The following is a 23842-nucleotide window of genomic DNA, read 5'->3' as shown; positions in this document are numbered from 1 at the left end:
TCATCGAAGCACGTAAGCGATGAATACCTCGCCGCCAAGCGTCGCCCTGACTGTGGAATACCAGCCAACAGCGGGAGTCCCCCTTGCCCGCTTTTTCAAGGGGTGCACGTGGCGATGTCTTTGGCCACGAAGCGCGGCCCGTGCCCAAGCGTCCCCCCCCTTTGCGAAGGGGGGACAGGCGGGATTTGCCTCGCCTGTTGCCCTACCTCTTCCCGAAATACTTTCCGTACCCGCGCCAGTACTCCTTGAGCCGCGCCTCGTACTCCCACTGCGCCGTCGCCCTGGCGCTCTCCTTCAGAAACCTGCCGCACCCCTTTGACATGGTGGCCGAACCGGGGCTGTCCCCGGCGCAGGCGTTAACGGTCTTCCCTTTGGCCACGTCAGCCCACAGCGGCGCCCCTGGAATGAAGCTGTACTGCAGGCTGTTGCGCCCGAGGTACTGTAGCTCGTCCCGGGTCAGCCGGTAGTTCTGGTAAGCGTAGATCCACTCGTCGGTGAGGTTCGCGTGGGACACCCCCTCGTCGTCGCTCGCGAAAGCGACCGGGACCCCATAGGCGCGGTACTGCTGGAACGGGTGCTTTATCCCGGTGATGCCGAGGATCTGCGCGTTGCTGGTGAACATGATCTCCACCAGGGCGTCGCTGCGCCTGATCAGGTCGGCCACCTCCGATTGCTCCGCCTGCTTTAGGAACGCGAACGAGACCGCGTGGCCGATCCGCTTCGCCCCCGCCTTGAGCGTGCCGGTCAGGTGCTCCTTGAGTGCCGGGTTGCCGGCGCCTACGAAACAGGGGGTGAGCTCGCCGGCGTGCAGGGCGATGTTCACCTTGGGAAAGGCCTCGTGGAAGTAGCCGAAGATCCGCATCTGGTCCTGGAATGCCGCCAGGGATACCGCCGTGTCCTCCTTGCTCAGGAGGTTCACCCCGACCACGCGCCCCTCCGAGGAGGAGAGCAGCATGGAAAAGGCGGCCTGGGTGAAGACCTTGGCGAGGTCCGGACTGCCGTCCCCTTGGGCGGAGGTGCGGTTCACCGTCGCCAGGAAGGCGTAGGAGACGCCGCAGGCAGGCTCGGCGTCGGGGCTGTCGCACTTGAGCAGCGTCCGGGTCTTGTTGACGTACTGCGCGATCTCGGTGCGGGCCGCGGCCACCGTGTCGTTGAGCCCCGCGTCGACGAGGAAATCCCTCAGCGCGGGAAAGCGGCGCTCGTCCCGGTAGGCCGCCTCCTCCGGGAACTTCTGCCGCAGCTGCCTCGCCAGCGCGTTCACCGCGGAGGACTGGAAGGAGAGCATGGTCTCCAGGTGCGACACCCCGTCCTGGCTGGACTGTCTCAGCACCTCGGCGAGCATGGGCGCCGTGTTGCAGGCGTTGTCGGAGACGGCCCGAAACCTGGCGAACGTGGCGAAGAAGTGGTCGTGTCCCTGCTGGGTGTCCGGATAGCCGAACCGGTACATGGAGAGGGACTCCATGATCCTTTCCCGCTCCGCCGCGGAAGCCCCGGAGATGGGGCTGAAGCCTGCGCCGCAGCCGCCGGAGGATGTTCCCCCGTTGAGGGTGTAGCTGTCCGCGCCGCCGTCCGGGCCGTAGCAGGCGCCGTCCGCGCCCCCAAGGGTCAGGTACTTCTCGGGTGGGATGGAGCCGGAGAGGTGGTTGTGGAGATCGGCCCCCTTGGGGAAGACGCGCAGCGCCTCGGCGAGTTCCGGCTGCTCCTTCCTGGTCCGCTCGATCACCGCGGCGTACTCCCTCACCGCGTCGTTGGGCTGGGCGCAGATCTTCGGCGCGCTGACCGTTGCGGAGGCGGCGGCATGGGTGTCGGCCGCGAGGGAGGGGGCTGCGCCGAACAGCGCCGCCGCGGCAAAGTCGGCCGGCGCTCCGAGAGAAAGCGCCGCGAGGAGCACCGCGAGCCCTGTGGCGGGTTTTATTGCAAGCTTCATCTGGGTCTCTTTCGATGTGGTGTGGGCGGCCGGCTGCGCCGCGGTCGGAGGCGAATCTATGACGCTTTGACCGTGATGTCAACGCCTTAAAGCAGCAAAGAGGATACCACATCCCCGGGCGCGTGCAGCGCGCAGCGGGGGTGCCTCCGCACGCTTGAGCGGTCGCTCCCCTGCCGGCCGTTGTTTCCCACCGCCCCATCAGCTTTTGATCCCTTGGCACTCGCTGCCTATTGGCCCCGCCACCCCCTCCGACGGCACCCTGACGACCTCGGTTCCGGGGAGCAACAACATGCCCGCATCGACGGTCAAAGTGCCGACCGCCTTCTACGGTGACACCAAGGTGGTGTACAAGTTCCTCGTGAAAAACTGCGGTGAGGTGATGCTCTACAACGTCCGCCTTGGTGACTGCATCGACACGAGATCGGTGGGCTCGGACGGGTTCCTGCTGGGAGCGACCGACAACAAATGCATCTGGAATCCCCTCCTGGTGCCCTCCACGACCATGTCCACCATGTCCACCATGTCCACCGTGTCCACCATGTCCACCATGTCCACCATGCCCACCATGTCCACCATGTCCACCATGTCCACCATGTCCACCATGTCCACCATGTCCACCATGTCCACCATGTCCACCATGTCCACCATGTCCACCATGTCCACCATGTCCACCATGTCCACCATGTCCACCGTGTCCACCGTGTCCACCGGACGCAAAAAGGGCCGGCGCCTTCTCTTGCTCGCCAGCCCTTACTCCTTCCCCCTTGAGGTTTTGATTTTTAGAGGCCGATGCCGCGCCCCTAGAGCCTGAAGGCGCCGGCGCCCTGCTGCAGCACCTCGACCTGCCTGGTGAGGTCGCTGGCGCCTGACTCCAACTGGGCCGCCGCCTGCAGGCAGCGGTCGGCGTCGGAGTGGATTTCGGTCACGGCCGCCGCTATCTGCTGGTTCTCCTTGGCCTGCACCGCGCACGCCGTCTCTATCTTCCGGGACATCTCGCTCACGTCGAGGATGGAATCGGAAATGGAGCGACCTACCTTGCTCTGCTCCCGGGTGGCGGAGTGGAACTGCGTCGCCAGCTCCCTCATCTCCTCGGCCGCGAACATGATCGCCTCCTTGGCCCCCGCCTGTTCCCTGATCGCCTTTTCGATCTTCTCCGTCATCTGGGTGATCCGGTCCATGGCCTCGCGGATCAGGCTGGTCCCCTTGGCCTGCTCGGCCGTGGCCAGGGCGATGCCGCTTACATGGCTCCTGGCGCTGGATACGCCGCTCACGATCTTCTCGAGAGCCGCGCTGGAGCGCGAGCTCAGCTCCTCTCCCGCCACGATGCGCTGGTCGGCCTCCTTGATCGCCTTCACCGCGTGCTCGGTCTCCAACTGCACCGCAGCGATCAGCGCGGCGATCTCGTTGGTGGAGTTGGCGGTGCTCGAGGCGAGCATCTTGATCTCCTCGGCGACCACACCGAACGGCTTGCCGTGTGCCCCCGCCTGCGCCGCGATGATGCTCGCGTTGAGGGCGAGCAGCGAGGTCCTCTTGGCGATGTCGTCGATCACCGAGGAGATAGCTCCGATCTCGTGGGTCCTGGAGGTGAGGGTCGCGATGACCTGGTTGGTGACGCCCGACGAGGCGCGGATGTCGCTCATCCCCTGGCGCATGGCGCGCATCGCCTCCACCCCTTTCAGCGCATCCTCCTCGACCCCCTGGGCCACCTCGGCCGTCAAGAGCGCGTTACCCTTCACGCTGTTGGTGGCCGCCTCCATCTCCAGGATGGAGGAGGCGGTGGAGAGTGACGAGGCGACCAGGGACTTGGTATGCTCGCCGATTTCACCCGTGGCGGCGGCACTCTGCATCATCGCCGCCGTCACCTCCGCCACCAGGTTGGTCAGTTTTTCGGCGTTCATGGCGACCTCGTCCGTGCTGGCGGTCATCTCCAGGATGGCCGAGGACGATTCCGCGGCCGCCTGCGCCAACCGTTGGGTCCCATTTTGGATCTCCTCCGCCTTGTCCGCTATGGTCCGCACGTAGGCCGAGGTCTCCATCACCTTGTCCTGCTGGTGCCTGGCCGCCGCCACGGCGTGTACCGCTTCCGCCGCCAGACGCCCGGAGATCTCCTGGAGCGCCGTGGTCGAGCCGGTGACCCTGCTGATCATGCCGCACAGCCCCGCGACCATCGTCTTCAGCGAACCGAGCAGTTTGCCGGCCTCGTCGCGACCGCCGGCCGGTATGGCAACGGTGAGGTCCCCTTCGGCCACGGCCTCGGTGATGGCCACGGCCTTGCCCAGGGGAGCGAGCAGCATCTTCGTGAACCAGGCGGCAAGACCGCTGGCCAAAAGGGTGAAGCCTATGGCGAGAGATATGACGACGGCCCTCGTCTGCTCGAAGGACTGCAGGAAGTCGGCGGTCTTCACCCCCACGTAGAGCGCGCCGATGACGTGCCCGCCCGCATCCAGGATGGGGTCGTACGCGGTGAAGTAGGGGATGTTGAGGATGGGAGCCACACCACGGTACGGCTCCCCCTTGCGGAACACGGCGTCGAAGGCCGGCCCCTGCAGCTTGGTTCCGACCGCCCTGGTGCCGTCCTCCTTGATGACGTTGGTGGCGACCCGTTCATCGTTCATGAATATGGTCGCCGTGCCGCCGCAGATCTTCGCCACCTTGTCGGGAAGCTCGTTGTTGCCGTTGATGACGTAGTCGCCGGCCATGAGGCGGTTATCGACGATCCTTAGTTCGCCTTTTTGCCTCAAGAGCTCCCCAAAAGTGTTGATCCTGCTCTCCTGCGACGCCGTCGCCACGCGCACCATCTCCTGCCGCATCTGCGCAAGCGATATGTACGTCGTCACGGTCACCGCCGTGATGACAATGATGATGATCAGTGCCGTGATCTTTTTTACGATGCTTGCTTTCACACCTTATCCTTATTCGCCCGGTACTGATACTTTCCAACACCGTCAAGTACTGATTAATATTATGCTCGTATGCTTATTGGGTCGAATTACCCGCAGCTGACACTACCTTTGTGATTCGTAAAAAGTGTTAATTGGTTTAAATGCAAGATTTGACTGGCAAATTTAGTATTACATTTTCCGCCGGGCGTTTATAGCCGAAAAAAAGACCTGCATCAAGTTTTTCGTAAACAGTAAAGTGTATACGGTATTGTGTGAAATAACGCTGGTGGTTGCAACAACTTCAAGTCGAGGTAGATGAACTTTACTTCGCGAGGCGGGATTCAAGGCGGAAAAAGCAACGGAAGGGAAAGCCGGCGTGGCATGCGGCGGGAAATGCCGGGGAAAGATAAGGCTGGCAGTCTGAAGATCAGGCGCCTGACGCGCAGATGCCCCCGGCGCGGGAGCCAAAGGCATCTGCATTGAGTGGCGCGTCACACCGCTAGAGGTCGGGCGAGTAACGCTTCTCGCAAGCCGCCTTCTGCGTCAGGTACTCTTCCTTAGTCATGGCTCCGAGGCTGAACCTGGTATCCAGGTCATGCAGTTCCGCGTTCCGCTTCTTCTCGACCACGCTCACGGTGGTACTGTAGTTGAGCGCCTCGGCGCCGTTGTAGCCGCTGACCGGGTCCCAGAGCACGGAGAAGGGCCACAAAAGCAGGTTCGCGATGCCGAAGCCGTAGTTCCTGGTGTAAAAGGAGCCTCCTCCCGGCAGGATCCCGAACCATGCCGCGGTGGACGGGTTCTTTTCCTCGATGGACAGCCCCTTGTTGCGGTACCCCTGCAATTCGGCCTGCTGCGTTCCGGTCAGTCCGGCGGCGCAGCCGCCGATCACGGCGACCGACATGATCGCCGCGCACGCCAACGACGCTACTCTCCCTGTAGACCCCATGGCCGTCCCTCCTCTTCCTTGTGGTGCTGCAAAAGGGCGTCGGGCCCTGCCCGGGCTGTGTCCCCTTTAGCTCAGAGTATGGGAGATCTGTATCAGTGGAGCAGAGCCTTTCCGAGGGGCAATAAAAAGGAGGACCAAGTAGCACAGACCCCTGTCATAAGCCTATGCCTCTATGGCACTAAGTCAAGGTTTCTGCGTTACTTCTTGAGGGGATGTGAGTGAGCGTGCCGTGTTCACCGCACGGCTTCGATGACGGCATCCATGGCGCCTTGGTCGATCTTGTGGCCCGTGTCGCAGATGACATAGCGGTAATCGAAGCCGCCGCTGAAACTGAGCCAGGCGAAACAGTCCAGGATGTAGTTTTTGGGGAAGATTTCGACCACCCGGCAGGGGGGCTCGGACCAGACCAGGTTGCTCAGACCGGCGCCGTGGCTGCCGACCACGATCTCCGCATCGTGAAAGACGCGGACCTGGTCGGCGAAAGAGAGTTCCTCGCAGTGCAGCACCGTGAACCCCATCTCCCGCAGTATCCGCTCGAGTTCGGCCTCTCCCCCCAGGCGCCGCCTGCTTTTCCTCCTCGAGATGTAGATCTTCGAGCCGGTTCGCCGTTCGAGGTTCCCCGCTCTGCGCGGCACCACCTTTGCCTTCACCGCCGATCTCAAAAGTTCCAGCACCTGGGGGGGCGTGAATTCCGGCTGGGTATGGTACTGCGGCACGACCAGTCTCTCGACCCGGACCGGGGTGGAGCTGAAGATGACGTTGCGCCCCCCCTCCGGGCCGAGCGCCGTCGCCAGCCCGTCCAGGACGTAGCGGGGCGGGTTTTCCGGCAGCACGATCCTGACGTCGGGGAATTGGGCGACCGCGAAGAGGACGTTGGGCAGGACCTCGAGGAGCCAGTGGTAATAGGTGGCGGGATGGCAGACCACCACCGGCTCGTTGACCCGCAACTCCGCCGCGGGGAGCAGGGGCTCGTGCAGCACGTCGCCCCAGTCCATGATGCGGCGCAGCGAGCCCACGCTCTCTTCGAGGATCCTCTTCCCGATCCAGACCATGCCGGAGTGGGGCGAGACGGTGGCGTTGCGCAGCAGGTAGAGGTTGCGCTTGGCGAAGACGGCCTCGGTCCGTATGAAGGGGGGGAGTTTGGCGGCAACCGCGTGCTTGACGATGCACGCCTCGGTCACCGGGACGATGTCCAGGATGTGCGCGCTGATGTCGGTGTAGAAGGAGGCCTTTTCCAGGGACTCGATGCAGGACTTGGGCATCTTCCCCACGATCGGCCCGAGCAGGTCGGTCGAGATGAAACGCAGCAGTTGTTTGCGCCGTTTGGCGGCGGTTTCGCTTAAGCCCGTCATGCGGGCGATCCTAACACAGGAGCCGTTTTCTTTCCAGTTGCATGGGAAACCGGTGCCGGTTTTGGCTTTGGCGGGCACTCCGCGTCTTCGCCGCGCGCGTGGTGCCGGCCTAGTACTCCCTCGGCGGCTCCGTGTAGAGGCACTCCGGGTTTTCCTTGACGTGCACGAAGTGCGCGACGTGTTTGTCACCGGCTGCGCGCGGGCGCACCGGCTTGCCGCATTTATCGCACTCGAAGAGAAGCGAGTGCCGGTTTTCCGGCGTCGCTCCGTCTCTTACGGACAGCGCCTTGTCGATGGTGATGATGTGGCCGAAAAATTTGCACTGTTTTGCCAGACCCATTGTCCTACTCCTTTACAGACTACTTCGGGAGGTCCTCCCTGGATTTCTCGTGAAGAGCTAGAACAATGTATTATTTTACGACAAATTTGTCAATCATCGCGGTGCCCAGACTTTTCTGCGGCGGCAGGAGCAAGTGGTGGACTGGGAGGAATGCTCGTCCTGATTGCTTTAAAACGGTAATCGCATCCGATTACACTGGCGGCATTGGTTTCGAGCGACGACCGGGACGGGGCGCTGGCGGTGCCTAAGCCGCTGAAACGGAGGCGGGGCAGGACGGCCTGCTCGATATTGACAATAGTTTTGATGGGTTATCTGCAGGCTGCAACATTTGCCGCCTCGTTTACGGTTGTAATGGAAGGCGATCTGTTGTATTAAAATATTTTTCCCCTTCACCCTGCGCTCAGTGAGATTTCCCTTGATGCAGGTGTCGGTGGATCATTTCAATGCAGGAGGAGACTGGTTACATGAAGAAGATGGTTTTGGCAGTACTGGGCGGGATACTCATGACAACGGCCACCGCGCACGCGGAACACAAACTGCTGGTAACCGACGTTCTCGACCAGAAGCAGGTCGAGGCACAGGCACTGTTCGAGTATTCGCACAGCAAAGGCGACGTCACCATCCTGGGAGAATCCGGGAAGCGCACCCTCAACGCCACCGAGTCGCTCTATTCCGTGGGCGTCGGTCTCGGCCACGGCCTCGAAGTGTCCGCGTCCATTCCCTACGTTTTCAGCGAGCGGGACAAGCTCCAGATGAACGGGCTCGATCCGGAACAAGAGAGGCGTGACGGCTTCGGCGACCTGGCGCTCCAGGCGAAATACCGTCTGGTCGGCGGTGAGGAAGCACCGTACACCGTCGTGGCGGGCCTGGGCGTGAAATTCGATACCGCGGGCGACAGCCAGGCGGGAACCGGCACCACCGACCTGATCCCCTTCATCGCGGCGAGCGCCAACCTCGGGCACCACAACACCCCCTACGCCATCTACCGTGCCACCATCAGAAACCATGATGAGTACGACACCCACACCATCTCGCTGGGCTTCGAGAAGGAGCTTAACCACACCGTGACCATCGACGCCAAGGTGGATGCGAATTTCAACACCGCCACCCGCGACGTCACCGCCAACGAGGACTTCACCTTCGAGGTTTCCAGCTACCTCCAGATGGCACACAACTTCTACCTGCTGCCCAGCGTCGCCTACGTGGTGGCCACCGATTACAGGAGCAAGGATGACGCGGTCCGCGTCGGCTCCGCCGACGGCTTCCGCGCCGGTCTCTCCCTTTACTACCTGTTCTAACTGCCGTAAAGCACCGCCCGCCCCCATCCGGGAGCGGGCGGTGTCCCCTCTTTTGTCCTTTCTCTCCCATAGTGCCGTCCAAAGCCCGCCGGTCCTCCCGCCGGTCACCTTTGGTCAGCCCCGTCACCTCGGGCAAATCCGGAGTATTTGTAAAATTAAATTGATAACCGCTAAGCCGCCGTGGTATGCTGCGACCGCCTTATCGGGTATTCCCGAGTCCGTAGCAAGGAGGAATCTTGTCCGCTGTCATCTTCCTGACCTGCCCCGTTTGCCACTTCTCCAAGCAGGTCGAGGTCGCCGTCATACCCCGGCCCGGTACCACGGTCACCTGTCCCGTCTGCAAGTCCTTGTTCCCTTTCCAGCCCGATGAATCGGTTGCCGTGCCCGGCGGTGACGAGGTGGCCCCTGCCGCCGCGGCTGGCGCCGCACCGCAGGCCTCGCCGCTGGGCCTGCCGGGAGCGCGCCGCCGCACGGCCCGTTTCGAGTTCACCGGCAACGCCAGGGAATACTTCGGCATCTGGATCGTCAATACGCTCTTGCGCATCGTCACCCTGGGCTTTTATTCCCCTTGGGCCAAGATCCGCAAACGGCGCTACTTCTACGGCAACACCCTGCTCGACGGGGTCCCCTTCGATTTCCTCGGCGACCCCTGGGCAATCCTAAAGGGATGGCTTGTGGCCGGTCTGTTCTTCACCCTCTATTCCTTCGCCTCGCGCGTCAGCCCGATGGTCTCCGCGCTGCTCATGATTTTCTTCATGGGAGTCTGTCCCTGGGTGGTGGTTCGGTCACGGATCTTCAACATGAGGAACAGCTCGCACCGCAACATACGTTTCGGTTTCAACCCCGACTACCGCGAGGCCTACCGGGTCTTCCTCTGGTGGCAGTTGCTCCTCCCGCTGACCATGGGGGTTCTCGTTCCATACATCTATTACCGTCAGAGGCGGTTCCTGGTCGAGAACAGCCGCTACGGCACCACTCCCTTTCGCTTCCACGCCACCCCGGGGCAGTACTTCCGGATCTTCCTGCCCTTGGTGGTCCTGTTCCCGTTGGCCTTGGCGGCGCTCGTCGCTGCCATCATGCTCAAGCCCAGCGCTCTCACCATGGCGCTGCCGGCAGCACTCTTCTTCGTCATCTATATCTGCGCCGCCCTCTATGTCCGAACCGCCCTCACCAATCTGACCTGGAGTTCCACGAGCCTGGGCGATCACAGGTTCACCTCGACGCTCAGGACGCGGGATTTGCTCTGGATCTACTTCTCCAACGCCGTCGTGGTCGCCTGCAGCCTGGGACTGCTGGCGCCCTGGGCCACCGTGCGCCTGCTGCGCTATCGCCTGGAGCGTCTGAGCGCTGCGGGAGCGGGGAGCTTCGATGCCATCTTCGCCTCGCACGAGACCCAGGTCGGCGCCGCGCCCGAGGAACTGGGGGATATGCTGGGGTTTGACCTGGGGCTATGAGCGCTTCCTGCACGGCGACATGGTACGACGGCCGCACCTCGCGGGGACGCGAGGTGACGCTGCGCGTAGTCGATGCCTCACTCGAGGTTTCGGGCGGAGGGATCGATTCGGTCTACCCCCTGGCGGAGGTCGGCGTCGACCCGCCCCTGGGGAGGATGAAGCGCAGGCTGCACTTTCCCGATGGCGCCAGCGCCGAAACCGACGCGCACCGGCTCGTTGAGGAACTGCTGCGCAGGCAGGGGAGGGGGGGAGCGCTACTGGGCGTACACCGCTGGGAGAAGAGCCTGGGGCGGGCCTTGGCCGCGCTGGCGCTGCTGCTTGCCATCGTCTTCGGTTTCCTGCGCTACCTTGTTCCCGTCCTGGCGCTCAAGGTCGCTTTCATCCTCCCTCCCCGAACCGAGGAGCTGATCGGGCGGGAGACCCTGCAGGTCCTGGACAAGGTCATCATGCGGCCGAGCGCGCTGTCCCGGCAACGCAGGGAGGAACTGACCCGCCGCTTCCGCGCCATGATCGCGGGGGAGCCCCAGCGCCAACGCTGGCGCCTGGAGTTCCGCTCCTCGAAGGAGATCGGGGCCAACGCCTTCGCACTTCCCTCCGGGATCGTCATCGTCACCGACCGGATGGTGGAACTGGCTGAGAGTGAAGACGAACTGGCCGGCGTGCTGGCACACGAGATCGGCCACCTGGAGCGCAGGCACGCGTTGCGCCATCTGCTGCAGAATTCAGTGACCGTCCTCGTGGTCGCCACCCTGACCGGAGACATCGTTTCGGCCGGCTCGCTCGCCGCCACGGTTCCCACGGCTCTCATAGATGCCAAGTACTCCCGCGACTTCGAGTGGGAGGCCGATGCCGCCGCCGTCCGCTACTTGAAGCGGCAGGGGATCCCGGTACGGCGCTATGCCGAGATCCTGGCGCGGCTCGAGGCCGATCATTACCAGGACCGCAAGGACGCTCCCCGCATGGGGGAACTGTTCGACGACCACCCGGCCATGCTGGAGAGGGTGCGAAGGGTGCTGGCCGCCCAGTAGGAAAACCGGGTGACTCCGGACCAATGCAGCGTTTTAGCTGAAGGAGGGACATATGAAGGGGGTGCGCATCGGCAGTCTGGTGCTGGCCGTATGGCTAGGGCTGGCGGGAGTTTCTTTCGCCAAGCAGGTCTTCTTTCGGGACGGCAGCGTCCTCGATTGCGAATCCTTCTGGAGACGCAACGGTCTGGTCGTGGTCAAGGTGAACCGCGACGTGCTCCTTGAGTTTGCCCCCGGCGAGATCAACCTCCAAAAGAGCATGGAGCGGGCAAAGCGCAAGGCCGCCCGCGTTTCCCGGCGCAGCAAGCCTGCCGTCGCCAAGGCGCACGTCGCTGTGGAGAGCGCGGCGCCTGCGCCGGCAGTCCAGGGCGTGAAGCCGGCGCAGGGGACAGCGCCGGTACCAGCCGCTGCCGTGGCCAGGAGCGCGGCAACGCCGGCTCCCCCGGCCCGTGTCGTTGCGCCGGCACCGGCACCGGCCGCGCAGCCCGACCCCGCGCCGGAGGCCGCCGCGCCCACAACTTCCCCCTTGAGCAGGGAGGAGGTCGAACGCCGCAGCAAAGAGAACGTGGAGATGATGGCGGAGGCGATAAAAAAAGGTGATCCCGATCTGATGAAGAAGGCCGTCGAAGCGCAGAAGGGCCTTGCGCAACGGCAAAAGGAGGCTGGAGGTGGCGCCGCCGCGCCGGCCAAGGGGCCCAGGCCCGAACCCGCCTGGTTCAAGTACTTCCTCATGATGGTGGTGAGCGGCCTGCTGGTCGTCGTTGCCCTGTGGGTCGTCTTCGGCAAGGCGGGCCAGTCGGGCGTGAAGAGCATCATCCCCATTTACAACTACTACGTGCTGATGCAGATCTCGGGTAAGCCCGGTTGGTGGTGTCTGCTGGTCTTCATCCCGGTGGTGGGCCTGGCTATCCACCTGCTGGCGATGCTCGCGCTGGCGGAGAAGTTCCAGCGAAGCCCGGTTTTTGGCGTCGGTCTGGTGTTTCTCCCTATGGTCTTCTTCCCGATACTTGCTTTCGGCGGCTCACGGTACGGCGAGGTCCGGGAGGACGAACTGGATTTCACCTTCTCCGAGGAGCCCCCGCAGGGATAACCGGTTTCGGGACGGGGCCATCAGGGCAACATGCGCGTCAGCCAGTAGATGGCGGGGAGGGTGCCGAAGGAGAGGATGATGCCGATGCCGATCATGGCCACGGCGAGATCCGCCTCCATCCCGGCGACCACGGCCAGGGCACCGGCGGTCACCATGGGGGGCATGGCCGCCTCCAGGACCGAGACGTCGATCACCATGCCGGTGAGCCCGGCCAGGCGGCAGACCGCCAGGGCCGCCAGAGGGGCGAGCAGCAGTTTCATGGCCAGCCCGAAGCTCAGCGGCCCGATCACCCTGCGCGGCAGCCGCAGCCGCATCTGCATGCCGATCGCGGTCATCACCACCGGCACCAGGGTCAGGGAGATGTTGTGCAGCACCTGCGCGAATTTCTCGGGGTAGGGCCAGCCGCGCGCCACAAGTCCCACCATCAGGGCGATGCTCGGCGGAAAGAAGAGCATCTTGCGGACCATGGCCGAGAGCCTCACCGAACCGTCCTTACCGTAGAGGGCGAGGATGAAGGAGCCGTAGGTCACCATGATGATCATCGTACCCAACTGGTCGTAGATGATGAGGTAGGGGAGGCCGGCGGCACCGAAGAAGGCCTGGATCATCGGTACCCCGAGAAACGAGGTGTTCCCCAGGGGCACGACCAGGAGCAGTACGCCCACCGTGGCGCGGTCCCAGCGCCAAAGGCGCGCCGCGCCGAGGACGGACGCCACTGAGAGGAGCAGCATGCCCCAGGGCACCACCGCGGCGGTGACGATCTCCCGGGAGAACACGATCTGCGGCACCTTAAGGAGTATCAGCGCCGGCAAGGACACGTAGAGGGCGAACATGTTGAGGGTCTGCGCCGAGTCCTTGGGGAAGGCCTCAAGGCGGCGAAAGAGCATCCCCAGGAGGACGAACACCCCGATCAAGACGAAGTTTTCCATTACAGCCAGTTTCTCCCGCCCAGGCGGGCGTTAGCGGCGGCGCCGCGTCACGCCGGTTTGGGGAAAAACTCCTCCCTTTTTTCCGAATGGACCCGCAGGGTCACCGTTTTCTTCGCGAAGTCCGCGAGACTCTGCGCCACCCGGGCGCCGTCCTCGATGATAGGATCGAGCAGGGTGCGCCGCGCGAACACCACCTTTCTCCCGAGCTTGTCATGTCCGTACACCTCGAACCCTTTAGGGTAGGGATCGATGTCGATGACCATATCAGCGATGTTCCCCAAGATGCTGCGTTTCACGTTTGCCACGGTGCCTCCTCCGGTGACGAAGACGATCCTCAAGCCTTTGCTGTAACACAGGCGCGGTGCCGCCACAAGAAAAACAACGCACCGGGCCCCGCTCGCGCCGCCGTATGCTGGCGTGCTAATCCCTGGAAGGGGGATGCCGCCAGGGAGTATACTCTTGGGAAGGGGGGATGCCGTCAAGGAAGGAGGGACCGGAATCAGCGGAAAAGGAGGACCCGAACATGAAGATAACGAGAATAGGCATCGTCGGATCGGGCAACATCGGTGGTAATTTGGGGATCATGTTGGCCAAGGCGGGCTACGAAGTATGCTTCAGTTCCAGGCATCCCGAGAGCCTGGGGGACTTGGTGCGGACGGCCGGCCCCACGGCCCGTGCCGGTAGCGTTGCCGAAGCGATCACCTTCGGCGACGTGGTGCTGCTCTCCGTGCCGCTCAAGGCCTACCGGGAACTGGACAGCGAAACCAGGCAGGCTTTGCACGGTAAGATCGTCATCGACACCTCCAACCCGTACCCCGAGCGGGACGGGGCTATGGCGGTTGAGGCGAGGCAGGATCCCGGAGGGATGGGTAGCGTGGTGGCGCGCCTGCTTCCCGGAGCGAGGATCGTGCGGGCGTTCAACTCGGTCTACTTTGAAGATCTCAAGCAGACCGTGAACAAGAATGGCGACACCATCGGCATCCCGATCGCCGGTGACGATCAGGAAGCGGTGGCAGTCGCGGTCGAACTGGCCCGGAGCGTCGGGCTGGACCCGGTCGTGGTGGGCGGGCTGACCGCTTCGAAGCTCTTCGACGTCGGTACGTCGGTGTACGCGACCAGCGCCTCCGCATCGGAAATCAAGGCGAAGTTGAGTATAGAGTAGATCCCGCCCAGGCAGCAGCCGGGGAAGGCCTTGGTCGTTACCGCCGCCTCCCCCGGTCTTGCCCCCCCGCCCCTAGTCCTGAGACACCGCATTTTCCCGCTTGACCGTCACTGTGTTGTCGGTAATATTGGAAAAAACCAATAATCAAGGAGGAAAAGGCGTGAGCGTCCCAGATAAATTCGAAATGAACCATGAGGAAATGGATCCACCGACACTGATCATATGGCTTGATGACGCTGCAACTTTGCAGGCGGCGCATGTCAAGATCAGCTGCATTAAGGACGACTGGGTCCCGTGGTCTCCCCACTTCAAGGCTCACAAGGAGGCGATCTCAAGGGCGCTGGAGAGAGCCGCGGCCTTGAATCTCGATCATACCGAGGAGGTGGATGCCGCTGTCGCGGCCGCGTTGGAGGATGTGAACATCAACGCGAGCTATCTGGTACTCAGGGCGAAACAAGAAAAAGATGAAACATGGCTTCATAACAACGGCTATCAGCTCAAGGGAAAGCTGAAGAGGGTGTACGATAGACCGGTTTCCGCCGCCGCTTTGGTTATTAGAGCTAAAAATGGGCCGGAGATTGGCGAGATCACCCTGACGTGGGATAAAGACCTTGCGGCCGGTTCCTACCAGTTGCGGATTTGTAAGGGGCATCCGCAGGGGGACGAATCCTATGTTGATTACAGCTTTCTGAAGAAGGTGCGAGTTGTCATCGGTAATCTGGAAAGGGCGTCGTGGTACCACTTCAGAATCAGGGGCATCGGCCACAACCAAACCGGCCCTTGGAGTGAACCAGTCGGAATCATCGTTACATGAAGTATGAGAAGTACTCCCCCGTCAACTGCCTGGCCTCTGGATTCCAGGGGCCAGGTCCCGCAGTCATCTTTCTCTCAATCCATTTGCTGGACGACAACCTCAAGCACAATTCGCCGCCTACCCATTGTGCCGCCTAAAAACCCGCACGCTTCGAGTACTCGGCAATCCGTTCAGGCGGAAACCGAAGGCTTCCGTCGCTCCAACGGAAGCTTCCTCTGAGGAATCGAATACTCCGTCGCGCAGCGGAAGCTTTCTCCGAAAAACGGAAGGCATCGGTCGCCCAACGGAACCGTTCTCTGAGAAATCGATTGCTCCGTCGCCCGGTGGAAGCTTTCCCCGAGAAGCGGAACGCTTCCGTCGCTCAGCGGAAGCTTCCTCCGCGAAATCGAACGCTCCGTCGCCCGGCGGAAACTTTCTCTGAAAAATCGAATGCTCCGTTGCCAAGCGGAAGCTTCCTCTGGGAAACGGAACGCTTCCGTCGCCCGGCGGAAGCTTCCTCAGAGAAATCGAATGCTCCGTTGCTCAGCGGAAACTTTCTCCGCGAAACGGAACGCTTCCGTCTCCCGGCGGAAGCGTTCTTTGGGAAATCGAATGCTCCGTCACACGGCGGAAGTTTTCTCCGCGAAACGGAACACTTCCGTCTCCCGGCGGAAGCGTTCTTTGGGAAATCGAATGTTCCGTCACACGGCGGAAGCTTTCTGCGAGAAACGGAACGCATCCGTCGCCAAGCTGAAGCTTTCTCCGAGAAACGAAGGCATCTTTGAGAAGATCAAGCGAACTTCGCGCACCGTAAAACGTTTGCCCTTCACGAAATGTATTTTGCTGAGCGCGGCATGCATTTGCCGTTCGAGAAGTGGGATGGATGCCGTCCCAGTAGCCGCTGGCAAGCTAAAAACCGGAGCTCCTGTCGCCGGAGGCTCCGGTTTTTTTTCAGCTTACTTCGCCAACTCGGTGAGCGCCTGTTGTGCTATGACACCGTGTACCTTCTCTGTGGGATGCATGCCGTCCCAGAAGATGAAGGTGTCGGGCTTGCTACAGACGTAGGGAGGCGAGCCGGGCGTCAGGCAGGGGGCGTTGACGACGCTCAGGCCGAACGCGGCGGGATCCGCGACCAGTTCCGCGAGCTTGTCGAAAAAGCCGACCCGCACGACCTGGAGGTCGGGGAGCTGGGCGGACATCGACGTCAGCAGGTAGTCGAGGAGATAATTGTAGTACTGGGACAACTGGTGCGCGGCGGCCCCGGCTCCCGGCATGGCTATGTCGGTTGCGAGAAGCGCCGGCGTGAGCGAGAGGTCCGGCGCGTCGCATACCAGGAATTTCCTGGCCCCGGCGTTGTAAAGAGCGGTGATATTCGCCTGCAGGTACGCGACCGCCTGTTCCACGATGGCGGGGTCCTGTGCTTCGAGCGCGTCCCTGATGTCGTTGCTGCCGAATTCCACCACGTAGAGCGCGTTGGGCGGGGCCTGACCGCCGAAGACGTTGAGGAACGTGGTGACCTCGAAGGTGATGGTCGCCTCGCCAGCCTTGTCATGCGCCCTGGCGCCGCCGATGGCGTAATTGGTGGCTTCGACACCAAATTCCCTAAACGCGGGACGGGTGTTACCTGAAAGCGAGTAGTGCCGCGCGAGCTGTTCCACCCAGGTGGCGCCGTTGCTAAAGTGGTGGCCGCCGCGCGCGTAAGGCATCTCGGGGACGAGGAGCTGGTCCAGGAACTGGTAGGGCGGAGTGTTCGCCGTCCCCAGGAAAACGAAGGCGTTACCCGGGTCCGAAAGGCTGTCGCCGAACACCACGATGCGGTCGAAGGACGTCTGCGCCGAGGCCGCTATCGGCACCATGAGCACGAGGGCCAGCAGAAGCCCCACGATCGTCCGCCTCTTCTCTAGAAACATGGCCATGAAATCCTCCTTTGATAGTCACTGCAAAGTGAAACAACCAAGGGTCAACTCCTGCGCCCCTTTTTACCCCTCCTTCCCGCAGGTGTATTGACAACAAGTGTAAGACTTTCCGTCGTTTCTTCAAGCCGTCCCGCCCTCCATTCGACCTGTTTGGAGGACAGAGGAACGCCTTCACTTCTTGCAAGGGATGTGGCGGTTTGTTGTCAATTGTCCTCTTGACAACTAACCGCCAGAGGTATAAATAAGAGACCCATTTAATAAATTTGGTCTTTAACTTCATGGGCAATCGATATATTGCTGGTGCGCTGGTCTGTTTATAGGTGGCAGCTAGATACCCCTCTATATCACATGTGTTTATAAACATTATCTGTGGCTATTTAGATTTTATTTTTGAAAATAAGCTATTTTTCTTGACATCTCTGTGAGGATCAACAAGAGTACCGGACTACAATCTCATACGCACCGATAAGAGCAAAGCCAGAGCGATCTGGTGACGCAAAACCCTAGGGTCCTTAATGGATTGCCGGTTACCGAAGAGCAACACGTGGATGCCTTGCATTTAAAGCGCCCTTTTTCTCATTTCGGTGAGAGGGGCGCTTTTTTCGTGCGCGCGCACAGTGAGGATTTTAAAAAAGTACGGGTAGGGGGGGACTTTGTTTCCAAAAAGCTGCTTGAGAGTTGCCAGGATTTTCGCCTTGTGTGGAATAACCATTTTGCTGTTCTGTCCTGTCGTGCTGTCGAACTCGGTTCCTAAATGGTTCCTTTCTCCTCCTAATAACGACGCAGCATATTTGTACGGTTCCGGACATGGTGCCACCATTGAAGATGCCACGAATGAAGCCCTGAATCAAATAGCTTCCAAGCTCAGTGTCACGGTTGGTTCGACCTTCGAGAAAACCGAAACGGTGTCTTCTCACAACAGTATCCAGAGCTATGATAAGAACCTCAGTAACAACATCACAACAACGGTAGAAAAAATCAAATTCAACAATTACGAAATCATCAAAAACTCCATTGAGGGTAAAGATGTTTTCGTGCTCGTGTCAGTTGATAAACATAAATTTGTGTCCGAAAAAATTCAGGACCTGCAGAATGCGGACCGTTTTATCAAGAGTACTTATGAATTGGGCGCCGAGAAGAGCATCATGGAGAAGGTGGCGCTGTACAGGGAAATTACTTCCAAGATAGCCGAGACGTACCCACTGTTGGGAATCATACACACCCTGTCGCCAGCTTTCGACGTGGACAGCTACTATCTCAAATTCAACAAGTTGTCAGCCGAGATAAAGGGTACTTCCTCCAAACTCCAGGTGTACCTCGATTATGGCCAGGACTCCTCGGAACTAGTCGCCGTTGTAACCAAGCACCTAAACAATGCTGCCATTGTAGTTGTCCCCACCTATGACCCTAACAATAAGAATCTTGTCACTTTGAACATCCGTTCCAGCCTTAAAAAACTCGAACTTTACGGGGCCAAGGTTGTGAAATTCAACACCGACTTCGAAGTGAAGTCCACCTCTGATAACACTGTAGCTGTAGCGAAAATTGAGTCGAAGGGGTCTTCGGCAATTAGCTTCAACGAAGCTTACCAAGCGGCGGCTATCAATCTCGACAAGAAGATCGCCGAACGCGGTATCTGGGCTGTGTTGGGCATAGAGAAAGCTTCACGTTAACTTCAGGGTTCCTGCTTCAGGAAGCACACATCATAAAGGGGGAATTATGTCATTTCTGCAAAAAAGTGTACGCTCGGTGTTGGTCCTGTCTTTCTTCGTCTCAATGGGGTGTGCATCTCACCAGATAAAGTCGCTGGACGAGTTCCAACCGACCAATCTTCAGAAGTCGAAGTTCGCTCCGACCGCTGAAGCCCTCGAGCGTGGTAAGTCCAAGGTGGTTGTCTTTCCTTTTGCCAACAATGGCAACTTTGTAGCGGAAGAAGCTGACCTGGGGGTGTCCCTTGCCGGCGCACTGGAGGCGGTGTTAACAGAAAGTAAAACCGTTGAAATCGTGGACAGGAACGTCGCTAAAAAATTGCAGGATGAGATAAAACTTGCCGAGATGAACCAGACCGGGGCGTACGAAGGTCCGGTTGTCGCTGATTACGCTATTTCCGGCTCCATCAGCAATGCTTCCTTCACCCACAAATTCTTCGAAGCCACACGCAATGTCGACAAGAAAGGAAGGGTTACGGTAACAGCGCCTTCCTTCCGTTATACTGCCAACGTCGAAGGAACGATCAAGGTTTACGAAATCCCTTCGATGAAAGTCGTTCAGGTGTTCAAGATCAGCGACAACAAGGGGAGAAGCGAAGAAACCCGGTCCAGCCAGAATTATGCTGAAAGGGATGATGATCTGGTCCGCGGGGCAGGACGTGATGCGGTAAACTCCATAAAAGCCGAGCTCAAAAACAGGTTGGCGCCGCAAGCCTACGTCATCGGCAAAAAGATCAAGGATTCGACTGCGATCCTCAAGGTGAACCTGGGTGAGGAAAAAGGGGCAAAGCCCGGGGATAAGTGCGAGATTTTCACCGTCACCGAAAGTGTCAACCAACTCACCGGAGCCACTGAAACCGAAACGCGCAAGCTGTGTGATGGCGTCATCACGAATCACATCACACCGGTAAGCTCGTGGGTAATGGTATCGGCAGAAGAAAGTAAAGATGTGAAACTTGGTGATCAGGTGAAAGTAGTTTACTCCAAGAGCGCGTTCGAATATATGAAGGACGCTGGTAGCGTGATGAACACCCTCATCGCCAAATAGTTGCTTTTTTTTACGGGATATACTATCTCTCTCCAGAAGGCAATCCAAATGTAAGGAGAAGCTATGCTAAAAATGAAGATTATCTTTACCCTCCTGGCCCTCGCCCTTTTGGCTGCCTGCAGCAGCACGCAGACCAACGTGGCAAAAGGGGTTGCAAACCCGGTCGGCGAAGGTGCTCCGCAGTGGGTGTTGGATCCGGGGTCTGTTGCTGGACTTAACGCTGTAGGATCAGCAGCGAAAAGCCCCGGGGGGATCCAGTTTCAAAGGAATGAGGCGATGGCTGGCGGCAGAGACGAATTGGCCAGAATTCTCAGTGTTAAAGTGAAAAACTCCTTTAAGAACTTTAGCGAGCAGACCGGCGTCGGCGACAGCCAGACCTTCGACAAGGTGACGACGTCAGTTTCCCAGCAATTGGCGAAGCAAACGCTCAACGGGTCGAAACAGAAAGATCTGTGGCTTGGCCAAGATGGCACCATGTACATCCTGGTGTCGCTTGATCCTAAAGCCGTGGCAGATATAACCAAGCAACTGGCCATCAGCAGCTTGAACAACGAACGCGCTCTGTTTCAGAAGGAAGAGGCCAAGAAGGCATTTAATGAGTTAGAAGCCGATATCGACAAAGAGTTCAATCAATAGTCAGGAGGTTTTGATGAGATCGCTCTTTTTTCTGGTTCTTCTGTCATTATGTGGATGCGCGGCCAACCTCCCGAGCCATACCCACCAGAATAGCTATGAATCTCAACACCAAAGCGCAGATCAGGCTCAAAGAGCCCTGAGCAACGAGTGAGTTTTGCAGCAACTGCTGAAGATGAAAGCACCTGATGGGAGAACCGTCAGGTGCTTTTTTTTGTGCGCCAAGGCGCGGGCGCACATTGCGTGGTGCGGCTTGGTAAGCGTTTAGGCGGTTGTGACTTTCCGATTTCCAGGTATCCTCATTCGTCACAGTGTGACTGTCACAGGGAACAGCCCTGTCATGCAAGGAGGGGGGAATGGACTTGAAGAACTTGCTGCTGGAAGTTAGCGATCATGTTGCGACCGTGACGGTGAACCGTCCGTCGGCGATGAACGCCATGACGCCGGATACCCTTGAGGAGTTGGAGCGGGTGGTCGCCGAGATAGACCGCTACGAGGAGGTCCGCGCCGCGGTGATTACGGGGGCGGGCGCCAAGGCCTTCATCGCGGGCGCCGACATCGGGCTCATGCGGGACATGTCCTCGACACAGGCGCGCGAGCTGGCGCTCAAGGCCCATGGCATCTTCGCCGCCATGGAGCGCTCCTCGAAACCCTTCATCGCCGCGGTCAACGGATATGCCCTGGGGGGCGGCTGCGAACTGGCCATGGCCTGCGATATCCGCATCGCCTCCGACAACGCCCGTTTCGGACAGCCTGAGATCAACATCGGCATCCTCCCCGGCTTCGGAGGGTCGCAGCGGCTCCCCAGGCTGGTCGGGAAGGGCAGGGCGCTCGAGATGATCCTCACCGGTGAGATGGTCGATGCCGCGGAGGCCTTCCGGATCGGGCTGGTGAACCGGGTGGTGTCACAGCAGGAACTGTTGGGCGAGGCGCACAAGCTGGCGGCGAAGATCGCGGCCAAGGGACGGGTCGCCACCAAGCTGTGCAAGGAGGCGGTGGTAAACGGCCTGGAGATGGATCTTGTCCGTGCCTGCGCCTACGAGGCGGAGCTCTTCGGCTACAGCTTCGCCACCGCAGACCAGAAAGAGGGTATGAGCGCTTTCCTGGAGAAGAGGGCGCCGGTTTTCCAGGACCGCTGATCCCGTCTATTCGATTTGCGCGGGATCATGGCATGTTGTGACTGCTATTTCAGGAGGGGGGTAATGTCGAACCACGAGGCGCAGACGCACCAGGAGAAGATCATAGAGCAGTTCTCCCAGCAGGCGGTACCGTTCACGCAGGTGCCGGGGCATCACGATGCGATGCAGATCCTGCTGGAAGTGTCCGGAGTCGGCGCAGAGGATGAAGTCCTGGACGTGGCCTGCGGCCCGGGGATGGTCACCTGCGAGTTCGCGAAACATGCCAGGCATGTCCGGGGAATCGACATCACGCCGGCCATGATCGAGCAGGCAAGGCGGCGCCAAGGCGAGCAGCGGCTGGCGAATCTCTCCTGGGACGTCGGCAATGCCGTCCCGCTGGCTTACCTGGACGATTCCTTCTCCCTGGTCATCACCCGTTACAGCTTTCACCACCTCCTGGAGCCGAGGGAGGCGTTGGCGGAGATGATCCGGGTGTGCCGGCCCGGCGGCGTGGTCATGGTGGCCGACGTCGCCATGCCGCCGGCGAAATCGGCCGCCTATGACCATTTGGAGCTGATCCGCGACCCTTCCCACACCCATGCCTTGACCGTTGAAGAGTTCGAGGCGCTGTTCCAGCGCTCAGGCCTTGTAGACTGCCGCCGGAGCGCCTATGGCGTCGATATCGAGCTGGAGGCGCAGATAAAGGCCTCTTTTCCCAAGCCCGGAGATGACCAGGTGATCCGGGAACTGGTGACCGCCGATGTTGGCGTCGACAGGTTGGGCATCAACGCCCGCCGGGAAGCCGGCAAGGTCGTTTACACCGTGCCGATCGTGGTGTATGCGGGCAGGAAGAGGTGAAAGCGAAGGCGCGGGGGGACTGCCACGGATTTCAGAGCCTGTTGGCCTCGTTCTTGTGGTAGATGTCGAAGAAGATCACGCTGTTGTCGGTGACTTCAGAACAGAACCCGCATTGTTCCAGCTTGTGCCCTTCTTTGCGGCACTGTTCGCACCAGTGGTAGATAAGGCGGTAATCCCTGCGGCCGACGTACTTTTTCAGTCGGCCGTGGTGTTCCCCATGCATCCAGCCGTCAGCGTCGCCGGGGTTATGAAGAAGCCGTTCTATGACCGACTGGATCCGCTCATACCCCGGCGGGTCGTGCTTCTCGATCTTGGCTATTCTTGTTTTGAAATTGGGAGTAGCGAAATAGGTAAATGGAGTCATTTGTTGTCACACCTTTTCGGGCCACCGTTCAATGGAAGGGAAGAGCTTGTTTTCGAAACCGAGGCGAAAAATAGGTTTGGGACTGTTGGGGACGTCGGGGATGCCCAGTTCTTCCATGAGGTAACGCTTGAGGATCTTCCACACGCAGTCATAGCAGGTCTCAAAGCGGTACACCACCGATTCGGCCAGTGCCTCCCTGTCCAGTTCGGGCAGGTTGCGCTGACTAGAGCTGCTGTAGTTGGCAAACTGCAGCTCGAGATGTTTGAGCGATTTTTTGAATTTATCGTAATCGATCACGCACAACCTCCGTGATTCCAGTTGACGTTGTTTTTACCCGCGATTGCCATGCTGACTTTGTTGCGCATTGGCAGAAGCTGCTGGAAGATAGCAGGTTTGTTGCGGGTTTTCCAGTTCTTTGAAGAGAACGAGAAGGCGGGTGTAAGTATTCGCTCGGCACTAGAAAGCCTGCCTCTGGCCTTCCAGTCGTGTGAAGTCGACATAAGGTTATTTGAAGCTTGATTCGGGAGATTCCCTGCTACTCGCTCCAGTCAATCAGACCCCGAGTAAAGTCGATGTGAATACTTGTGGCGGCGTTGACGCAAAGACAGAAAAGATGAGGGGGCGGAGGCAGGAAGCCGTAAGCCGTAAGCTTGCGTCCCAAGGAGAGGGGACGTTCGCACCGAAACGTACGAAGGGGGACCGCGTCTTGCGAGGTCCCCCTTTTTTCCGCTACTTCTTGTTTACTCTTCGCTTGGGCCGTCTCTCTAGACCCCTCGCAGTGGTAGCGCCTCCCGTGAAAACCGCAAAAATGCGATTTTGTCCAAGTGTAAAGTTAGAAAAAAATCCTTGCCCAAAAAGTTTTTTTACTGCCTCTGCCAGGCTTGACCGTTTGAGGCTTAAGCCATGTCTTTCCCCCTAAGCCGCCCAAACCACAAGATACTTTTCAAGATAACTGACCGAGCGGTCGATAAGACTGCTTGAGGCGAACGCTGTCCTCT

Annotated in this window: 22 protein-coding genes and 1 riboswitch; of the genes, 11 read left to right on the top strand and 11 right to left on the bottom strand. The window is 59.9% G+C overall.

Translation table 11 applies throughout. From position 1 onward, the window contains the following. Positions 1-202: 202 nt before the first annotated feature. The 6 genes from KOL99_RS16405 to KOL99_RS16380 all read right to left on the bottom strand — a co-directional run bounded on the left by KOL99_RS16405 (position 203) and on the right by KOL99_RS16380 (position 7447). Positions 203-1927 (bottom strand): amidohydrolase family protein, encoded by a 1725-nt coding sequence (locus KOL99_RS16405; protein WP_216511551.1) that lies wholly within the window; start codon positions 1925-1927, stop codon positions 203-205. A gap of 384 nt (positions 1928-2311) precedes the next feature. Further along, positions 2312-2626, bottom strand: a complete 315-nt coding sequence (locus KOL99_RS16400; RefSeq protein WP_216511550.1) for a hypothetical protein — start codon at positions 2624-2626, stop codon at positions 2312-2314. A gap of 101 nt (positions 2627-2727) precedes the next feature. Next, positions 2728-4830 (bottom strand): methyl-accepting chemotaxis protein, encoded by a 2103-nt coding sequence (locus KOL99_RS16395; protein ID WP_216511549.1) that lies wholly within the window; start codon positions 4828-4830, stop codon positions 2728-2730. 478 nt (positions 4831-5308) lie between these two features. Then, positions 5309-5755: a hypothetical protein gene (locus KOL99_RS16390; RefSeq protein ID WP_216511548.1), complete on the bottom strand. Its 447-nt coding sequence runs from the start codon at positions 5753-5755 to the stop codon at positions 5309-5311. Positions 5756-5988: 233 nt separating this feature from the next. Continuing rightward, the gene (locus tag KOL99_RS16385) at positions 5989-7107 is read right to left on the bottom strand and encodes a glycosyltransferase family 61 protein (protein WP_216511547.1); all 1119 of its coding nucleotides are present in this window, start codon (positions 7105-7107) and stop codon (positions 5989-5991) included. A gap of 109 nt (positions 7108-7216) precedes the next feature. After that, positions 7217-7447 carry a hypothetical protein gene (locus KOL99_RS16380; RefSeq protein ID WP_216511546.1) on the bottom strand — a complete coding sequence of 77 codons (231 nt, stop codon included), beginning with the start codon at positions 7445-7447 and terminating at the stop codon, positions 7217-7219. Between the two features lie 464 nt (positions 7448-7911). On the opposite strand from KOL99_RS16380, the gene KOL99_RS16375 reads away from it, so the two are divergent. The 4 genes from KOL99_RS16375 (at position 7912) to KOL99_RS16360 (ending at position 12314) form a co-directional block, all read left to right on the top strand. Further along, positions 7912-8745, top strand: coding sequence for a hypothetical protein (locus KOL99_RS16375; RefSeq protein ID WP_216511545.1), 834 nt, complete (start codon positions 7912-7914; stop codon positions 8743-8745). 236 nt (positions 8746-8981) lie between these two features. Then, positions 8982-10199, top strand: coding sequence for a DUF898 family protein (locus KOL99_RS16370; RefSeq protein ID WP_216511544.1), 1218 nt, complete (start codon positions 8982-8984; stop codon positions 10197-10199). Further along, positions 10196-11227, top strand: a complete 1032-nt coding sequence (locus tag KOL99_RS16365; protein ID WP_216511543.1) for a M48 family metallopeptidase — start codon at positions 10196-10198, stop codon at positions 11225-11227. The genes KOL99_RS16370 and KOL99_RS16365 overlap by 4 nt, the downstream gene beginning before the upstream one ends. Before the next feature lie 52 nt (positions 11228-11279). Continuing rightward, on the top strand, positions 11280-12314 hold the full coding sequence (locus KOL99_RS16360) for a DUF5684 domain-containing protein (RefSeq protein WP_216511542.1): 1035 nt from the start codon (positions 11280-11282) through the stop codon (positions 12312-12314). 20 nt (positions 12315-12334) lie between these two features. Here KOL99_RS16360 and KOL99_RS16355 read toward each other — a convergent pair whose 3' ends face one another. Together KOL99_RS16355 and KOL99_RS16350 are read right to left on the bottom strand one after the other, a co-directional pair. Continuing rightward, positions 12335-13243, bottom strand: a complete 909-nt coding sequence (locus tag KOL99_RS16355; RefSeq protein WP_216511541.1) for an AEC family transporter — start codon at positions 13241-13243, stop codon at positions 12335-12337. A 47-nt stretch (positions 13244-13290) separates the two neighbouring features. Next, on the bottom strand, positions 13291-13548 hold the full coding sequence (locus KOL99_RS16350; protein WP_216511540.1) for a hypothetical protein: 258 nt from the start codon (positions 13546-13548) through the stop codon (positions 13291-13293). Positions 13549-13766: 218 nt separating this feature from the next. On the opposite strand from KOL99_RS16350, the gene KOL99_RS16345 reads away from it, so the two are divergent. Both KOL99_RS16345 and KOL99_RS16340 read left to right on the top strand, forming a co-directional pair. Beyond that, the gene (locus KOL99_RS16345; RefSeq protein WP_216511539.1) at positions 13767-14405 is read left to right on the top strand and encodes an NADPH-dependent F420 reductase; all 639 of its coding nucleotides are present in this window, start codon (positions 13767-13769) and stop codon (positions 14403-14405) included. Positions 14406-14565: 160 nt separating this feature from the next. Next, a complete protein-coding gene (locus KOL99_RS16340; protein ID WP_216511538.1) occupies positions 14566-15219 on the top strand; it encodes a fibronectin type III domain-containing protein in 654 nt (217 codons plus the stop codon). Between the two features lie 935 nt (positions 15220-16154). Here the strand turns inward: KOL99_RS16340 and KOL99_RS16335 are convergent. Continuing rightward, the gene (locus KOL99_RS16335) at positions 16155-17114 is read right to left on the bottom strand and encodes an SGNH/GDSL hydrolase family protein (RefSeq protein WP_216511537.1); all 960 of its coding nucleotides are present in this window, start codon (positions 17112-17114) and stop codon (positions 16155-16157) included. Between the two features lie 460 nt (positions 17115-17574). Then, a riboswitch (cyclic di-GMP riboswitch) is annotated at positions 17575-17649 on the top strand. Between the two features lie 118 nt (positions 17650-17767). On the opposite strand from KOL99_RS16335, the gene KOL99_RS16330 reads away from it, so the two are divergent. The 5 genes from KOL99_RS16330 to KOL99_RS16310 all read left to right on the top strand — a co-directional run bounded on the left by KOL99_RS16330 (position 17768) and on the right by KOL99_RS16310 (position 22480). Beyond that, positions 17768-18787 carry an LPP20 family lipoprotein gene (locus KOL99_RS16330; protein ID WP_216511536.1) on the top strand — a complete coding sequence of 340 codons (1020 nt, stop codon included), beginning with the start codon at positions 17768-17770 and terminating at the stop codon, positions 18785-18787. Positions 18788-18833: 46 nt separating this feature from the next. Further along, complete coding sequence (locus tag KOL99_RS16325) at positions 18834-19871, top strand: hypothetical protein (RefSeq protein ID WP_216511535.1); 1038 nt, start codon at positions 18834-18836, stop codon at positions 19869-19871. A 63-nt stretch (positions 19872-19934) separates the two neighbouring features. Beyond that, on the top strand, positions 19935-20507 hold the full coding sequence (locus tag KOL99_RS16320; RefSeq protein ID WP_216511534.1) for an LPP20 family lipoprotein: 573 nt from the start codon (positions 19935-19937) through the stop codon (positions 20505-20507). A gap of 353 nt (positions 20508-20860) precedes the next feature. Next, positions 20861-21643 carry an enoyl-CoA hydratase-related protein gene (locus tag KOL99_RS16315; RefSeq protein ID WP_216511533.1) on the top strand — a complete coding sequence of 261 codons (783 nt, stop codon included), beginning with the start codon at positions 20861-20863 and terminating at the stop codon, positions 21641-21643. Between the two features lie 63 nt (positions 21644-21706). Next, entirely contained in the window at positions 21707-22480 is a 774-nt protein-coding gene (locus KOL99_RS16310; RefSeq protein WP_216511532.1) for a class I SAM-dependent methyltransferase, read from the top strand. Between the two features lie 31 nt (positions 22481-22511). Here the strand turns inward: KOL99_RS16310 and KOL99_RS16305 are convergent, their stop codons facing one another. Both KOL99_RS16305 and KOL99_RS16300 read right to left on the bottom strand, forming a co-directional pair. Next, positions 22512-22844, bottom strand: coding sequence for a type II toxin-antitoxin system RelE family toxin (locus tag KOL99_RS16305; protein ID WP_216511531.1), 333 nt, complete (start codon positions 22842-22844; stop codon positions 22512-22514). A gap of 6 nt (positions 22845-22850) precedes the next feature. Further along, positions 22851-23141, bottom strand: coding sequence for a nucleotidyltransferase substrate binding protein (locus KOL99_RS16300; protein ID WP_216511530.1), 291 nt, complete (start codon positions 23139-23141; stop codon positions 22851-22853). Positions 23142-23842 lie beyond the last annotated feature (701 nt).

Source organism: Geomonas azotofigens (assembly GCF_018919395.1).
In the GTDB taxonomy this organism is placed as follows: domain Bacteria; phylum Desulfobacterota; class Desulfuromonadia; order Geobacterales; family Geobacteraceae; genus Geomonas; species Geomonas azotofigens.
This window is presented reverse-complemented; position numbering and strand designations above follow the sequence as displayed.

Bases quoted from the DNA above. Each gene is read 5' to 3' on its own strand.
- KOL99_RS16325 (WP_216511535.1), top strand. From the start codon at position 18,834: ATGTCATTTCTGCAAAAAAGTGTACGCTCGGTGTTGGTCCTGTCTTTC.
- KOL99_RS16310 (WP_216511532.1), top strand. From the start codon at position 21,707: ATGTCGAACCACGAGGCGCAGACGCACCAGGAGAAGATCATAGAGCAG.
- KOL99_RS16355 (WP_216511541.1), bottom strand. From the start codon at position 13,243: ATGGAAAACTTCGTCTTGATCGGGGTGTTCGTCCTCCTGGGGATGCTC.
- KOL99_RS16385 (WP_216511547.1), bottom strand. From the start codon at position 7,107: ATGACGGGCTTAAGCGAAACCGCCGCCAAACGGCGCAAACAACTGCTG.
- KOL99_RS16335 (WP_216511537.1), bottom strand. From the start codon at position 17,114: ATGGCCATGTTTCTAGAGAAGAGGCGGACGATCGTGGGGCTTCTGCTG.
- KOL99_RS16305 (WP_216511531.1), bottom strand. From the start codon at position 22,844: ATGACTCCATTTACCTATTTCGCTACTCCCAATTTCAAAACAAGAATA.
- KOL99_RS16360 (WP_216511542.1), top strand. From the start codon at position 11,280: ATGAAGGGGGTGCGCATCGGCAGTCTGGTGCTGGCCGTATGGCTAGGG.
- KOL99_RS16405 (WP_216511551.1), bottom strand. From the start codon at position 1,927: ATGAAGCTTGCAATAAAACCCGCCACAGGGCTCGCGGTGCTCCTCGCG.
- KOL99_RS16390 (WP_216511548.1), bottom strand. From the start codon at position 5,755: ATGGGGTCTACAGGGAGAGTAGCGTCGTTGGCGTGCGCGGCGATCATG.
- KOL99_RS16365 (WP_216511543.1), top strand. From the start codon at position 10,196: ATGAGCGCTTCCTGCACGGCGACATGGTACGACGGCCGCACCTCGCGG.
- KOL99_RS16320 (WP_216511534.1), top strand. From the start codon at position 19,935: ATGCTAAAAATGAAGATTATCTTTACCCTCCTGGCCCTCGCCCTTTTG.
- KOL99_RS16375 (WP_216511545.1), top strand. From the start codon at position 7,912: ATGAAGAAGATGGTTTTGGCAGTACTGGGCGGGATACTCATGACAACG.
- KOL99_RS16315 (WP_216511533.1), top strand. From the start codon at position 20,861: ATGGACTTGAAGAACTTGCTGCTGGAAGTTAGCGATCATGTTGCGACC.
- KOL99_RS16380 (WP_216511546.1), bottom strand. From the start codon at position 7,447: ATGGGTCTGGCAAAACAGTGCAAATTTTTCGGCCACATCATCACCATC.
- KOL99_RS16345 (WP_216511539.1), top strand. From the start codon at position 13,767: ATGAAGATAACGAGAATAGGCATCGTCGGATCGGGCAACATCGGTGGT.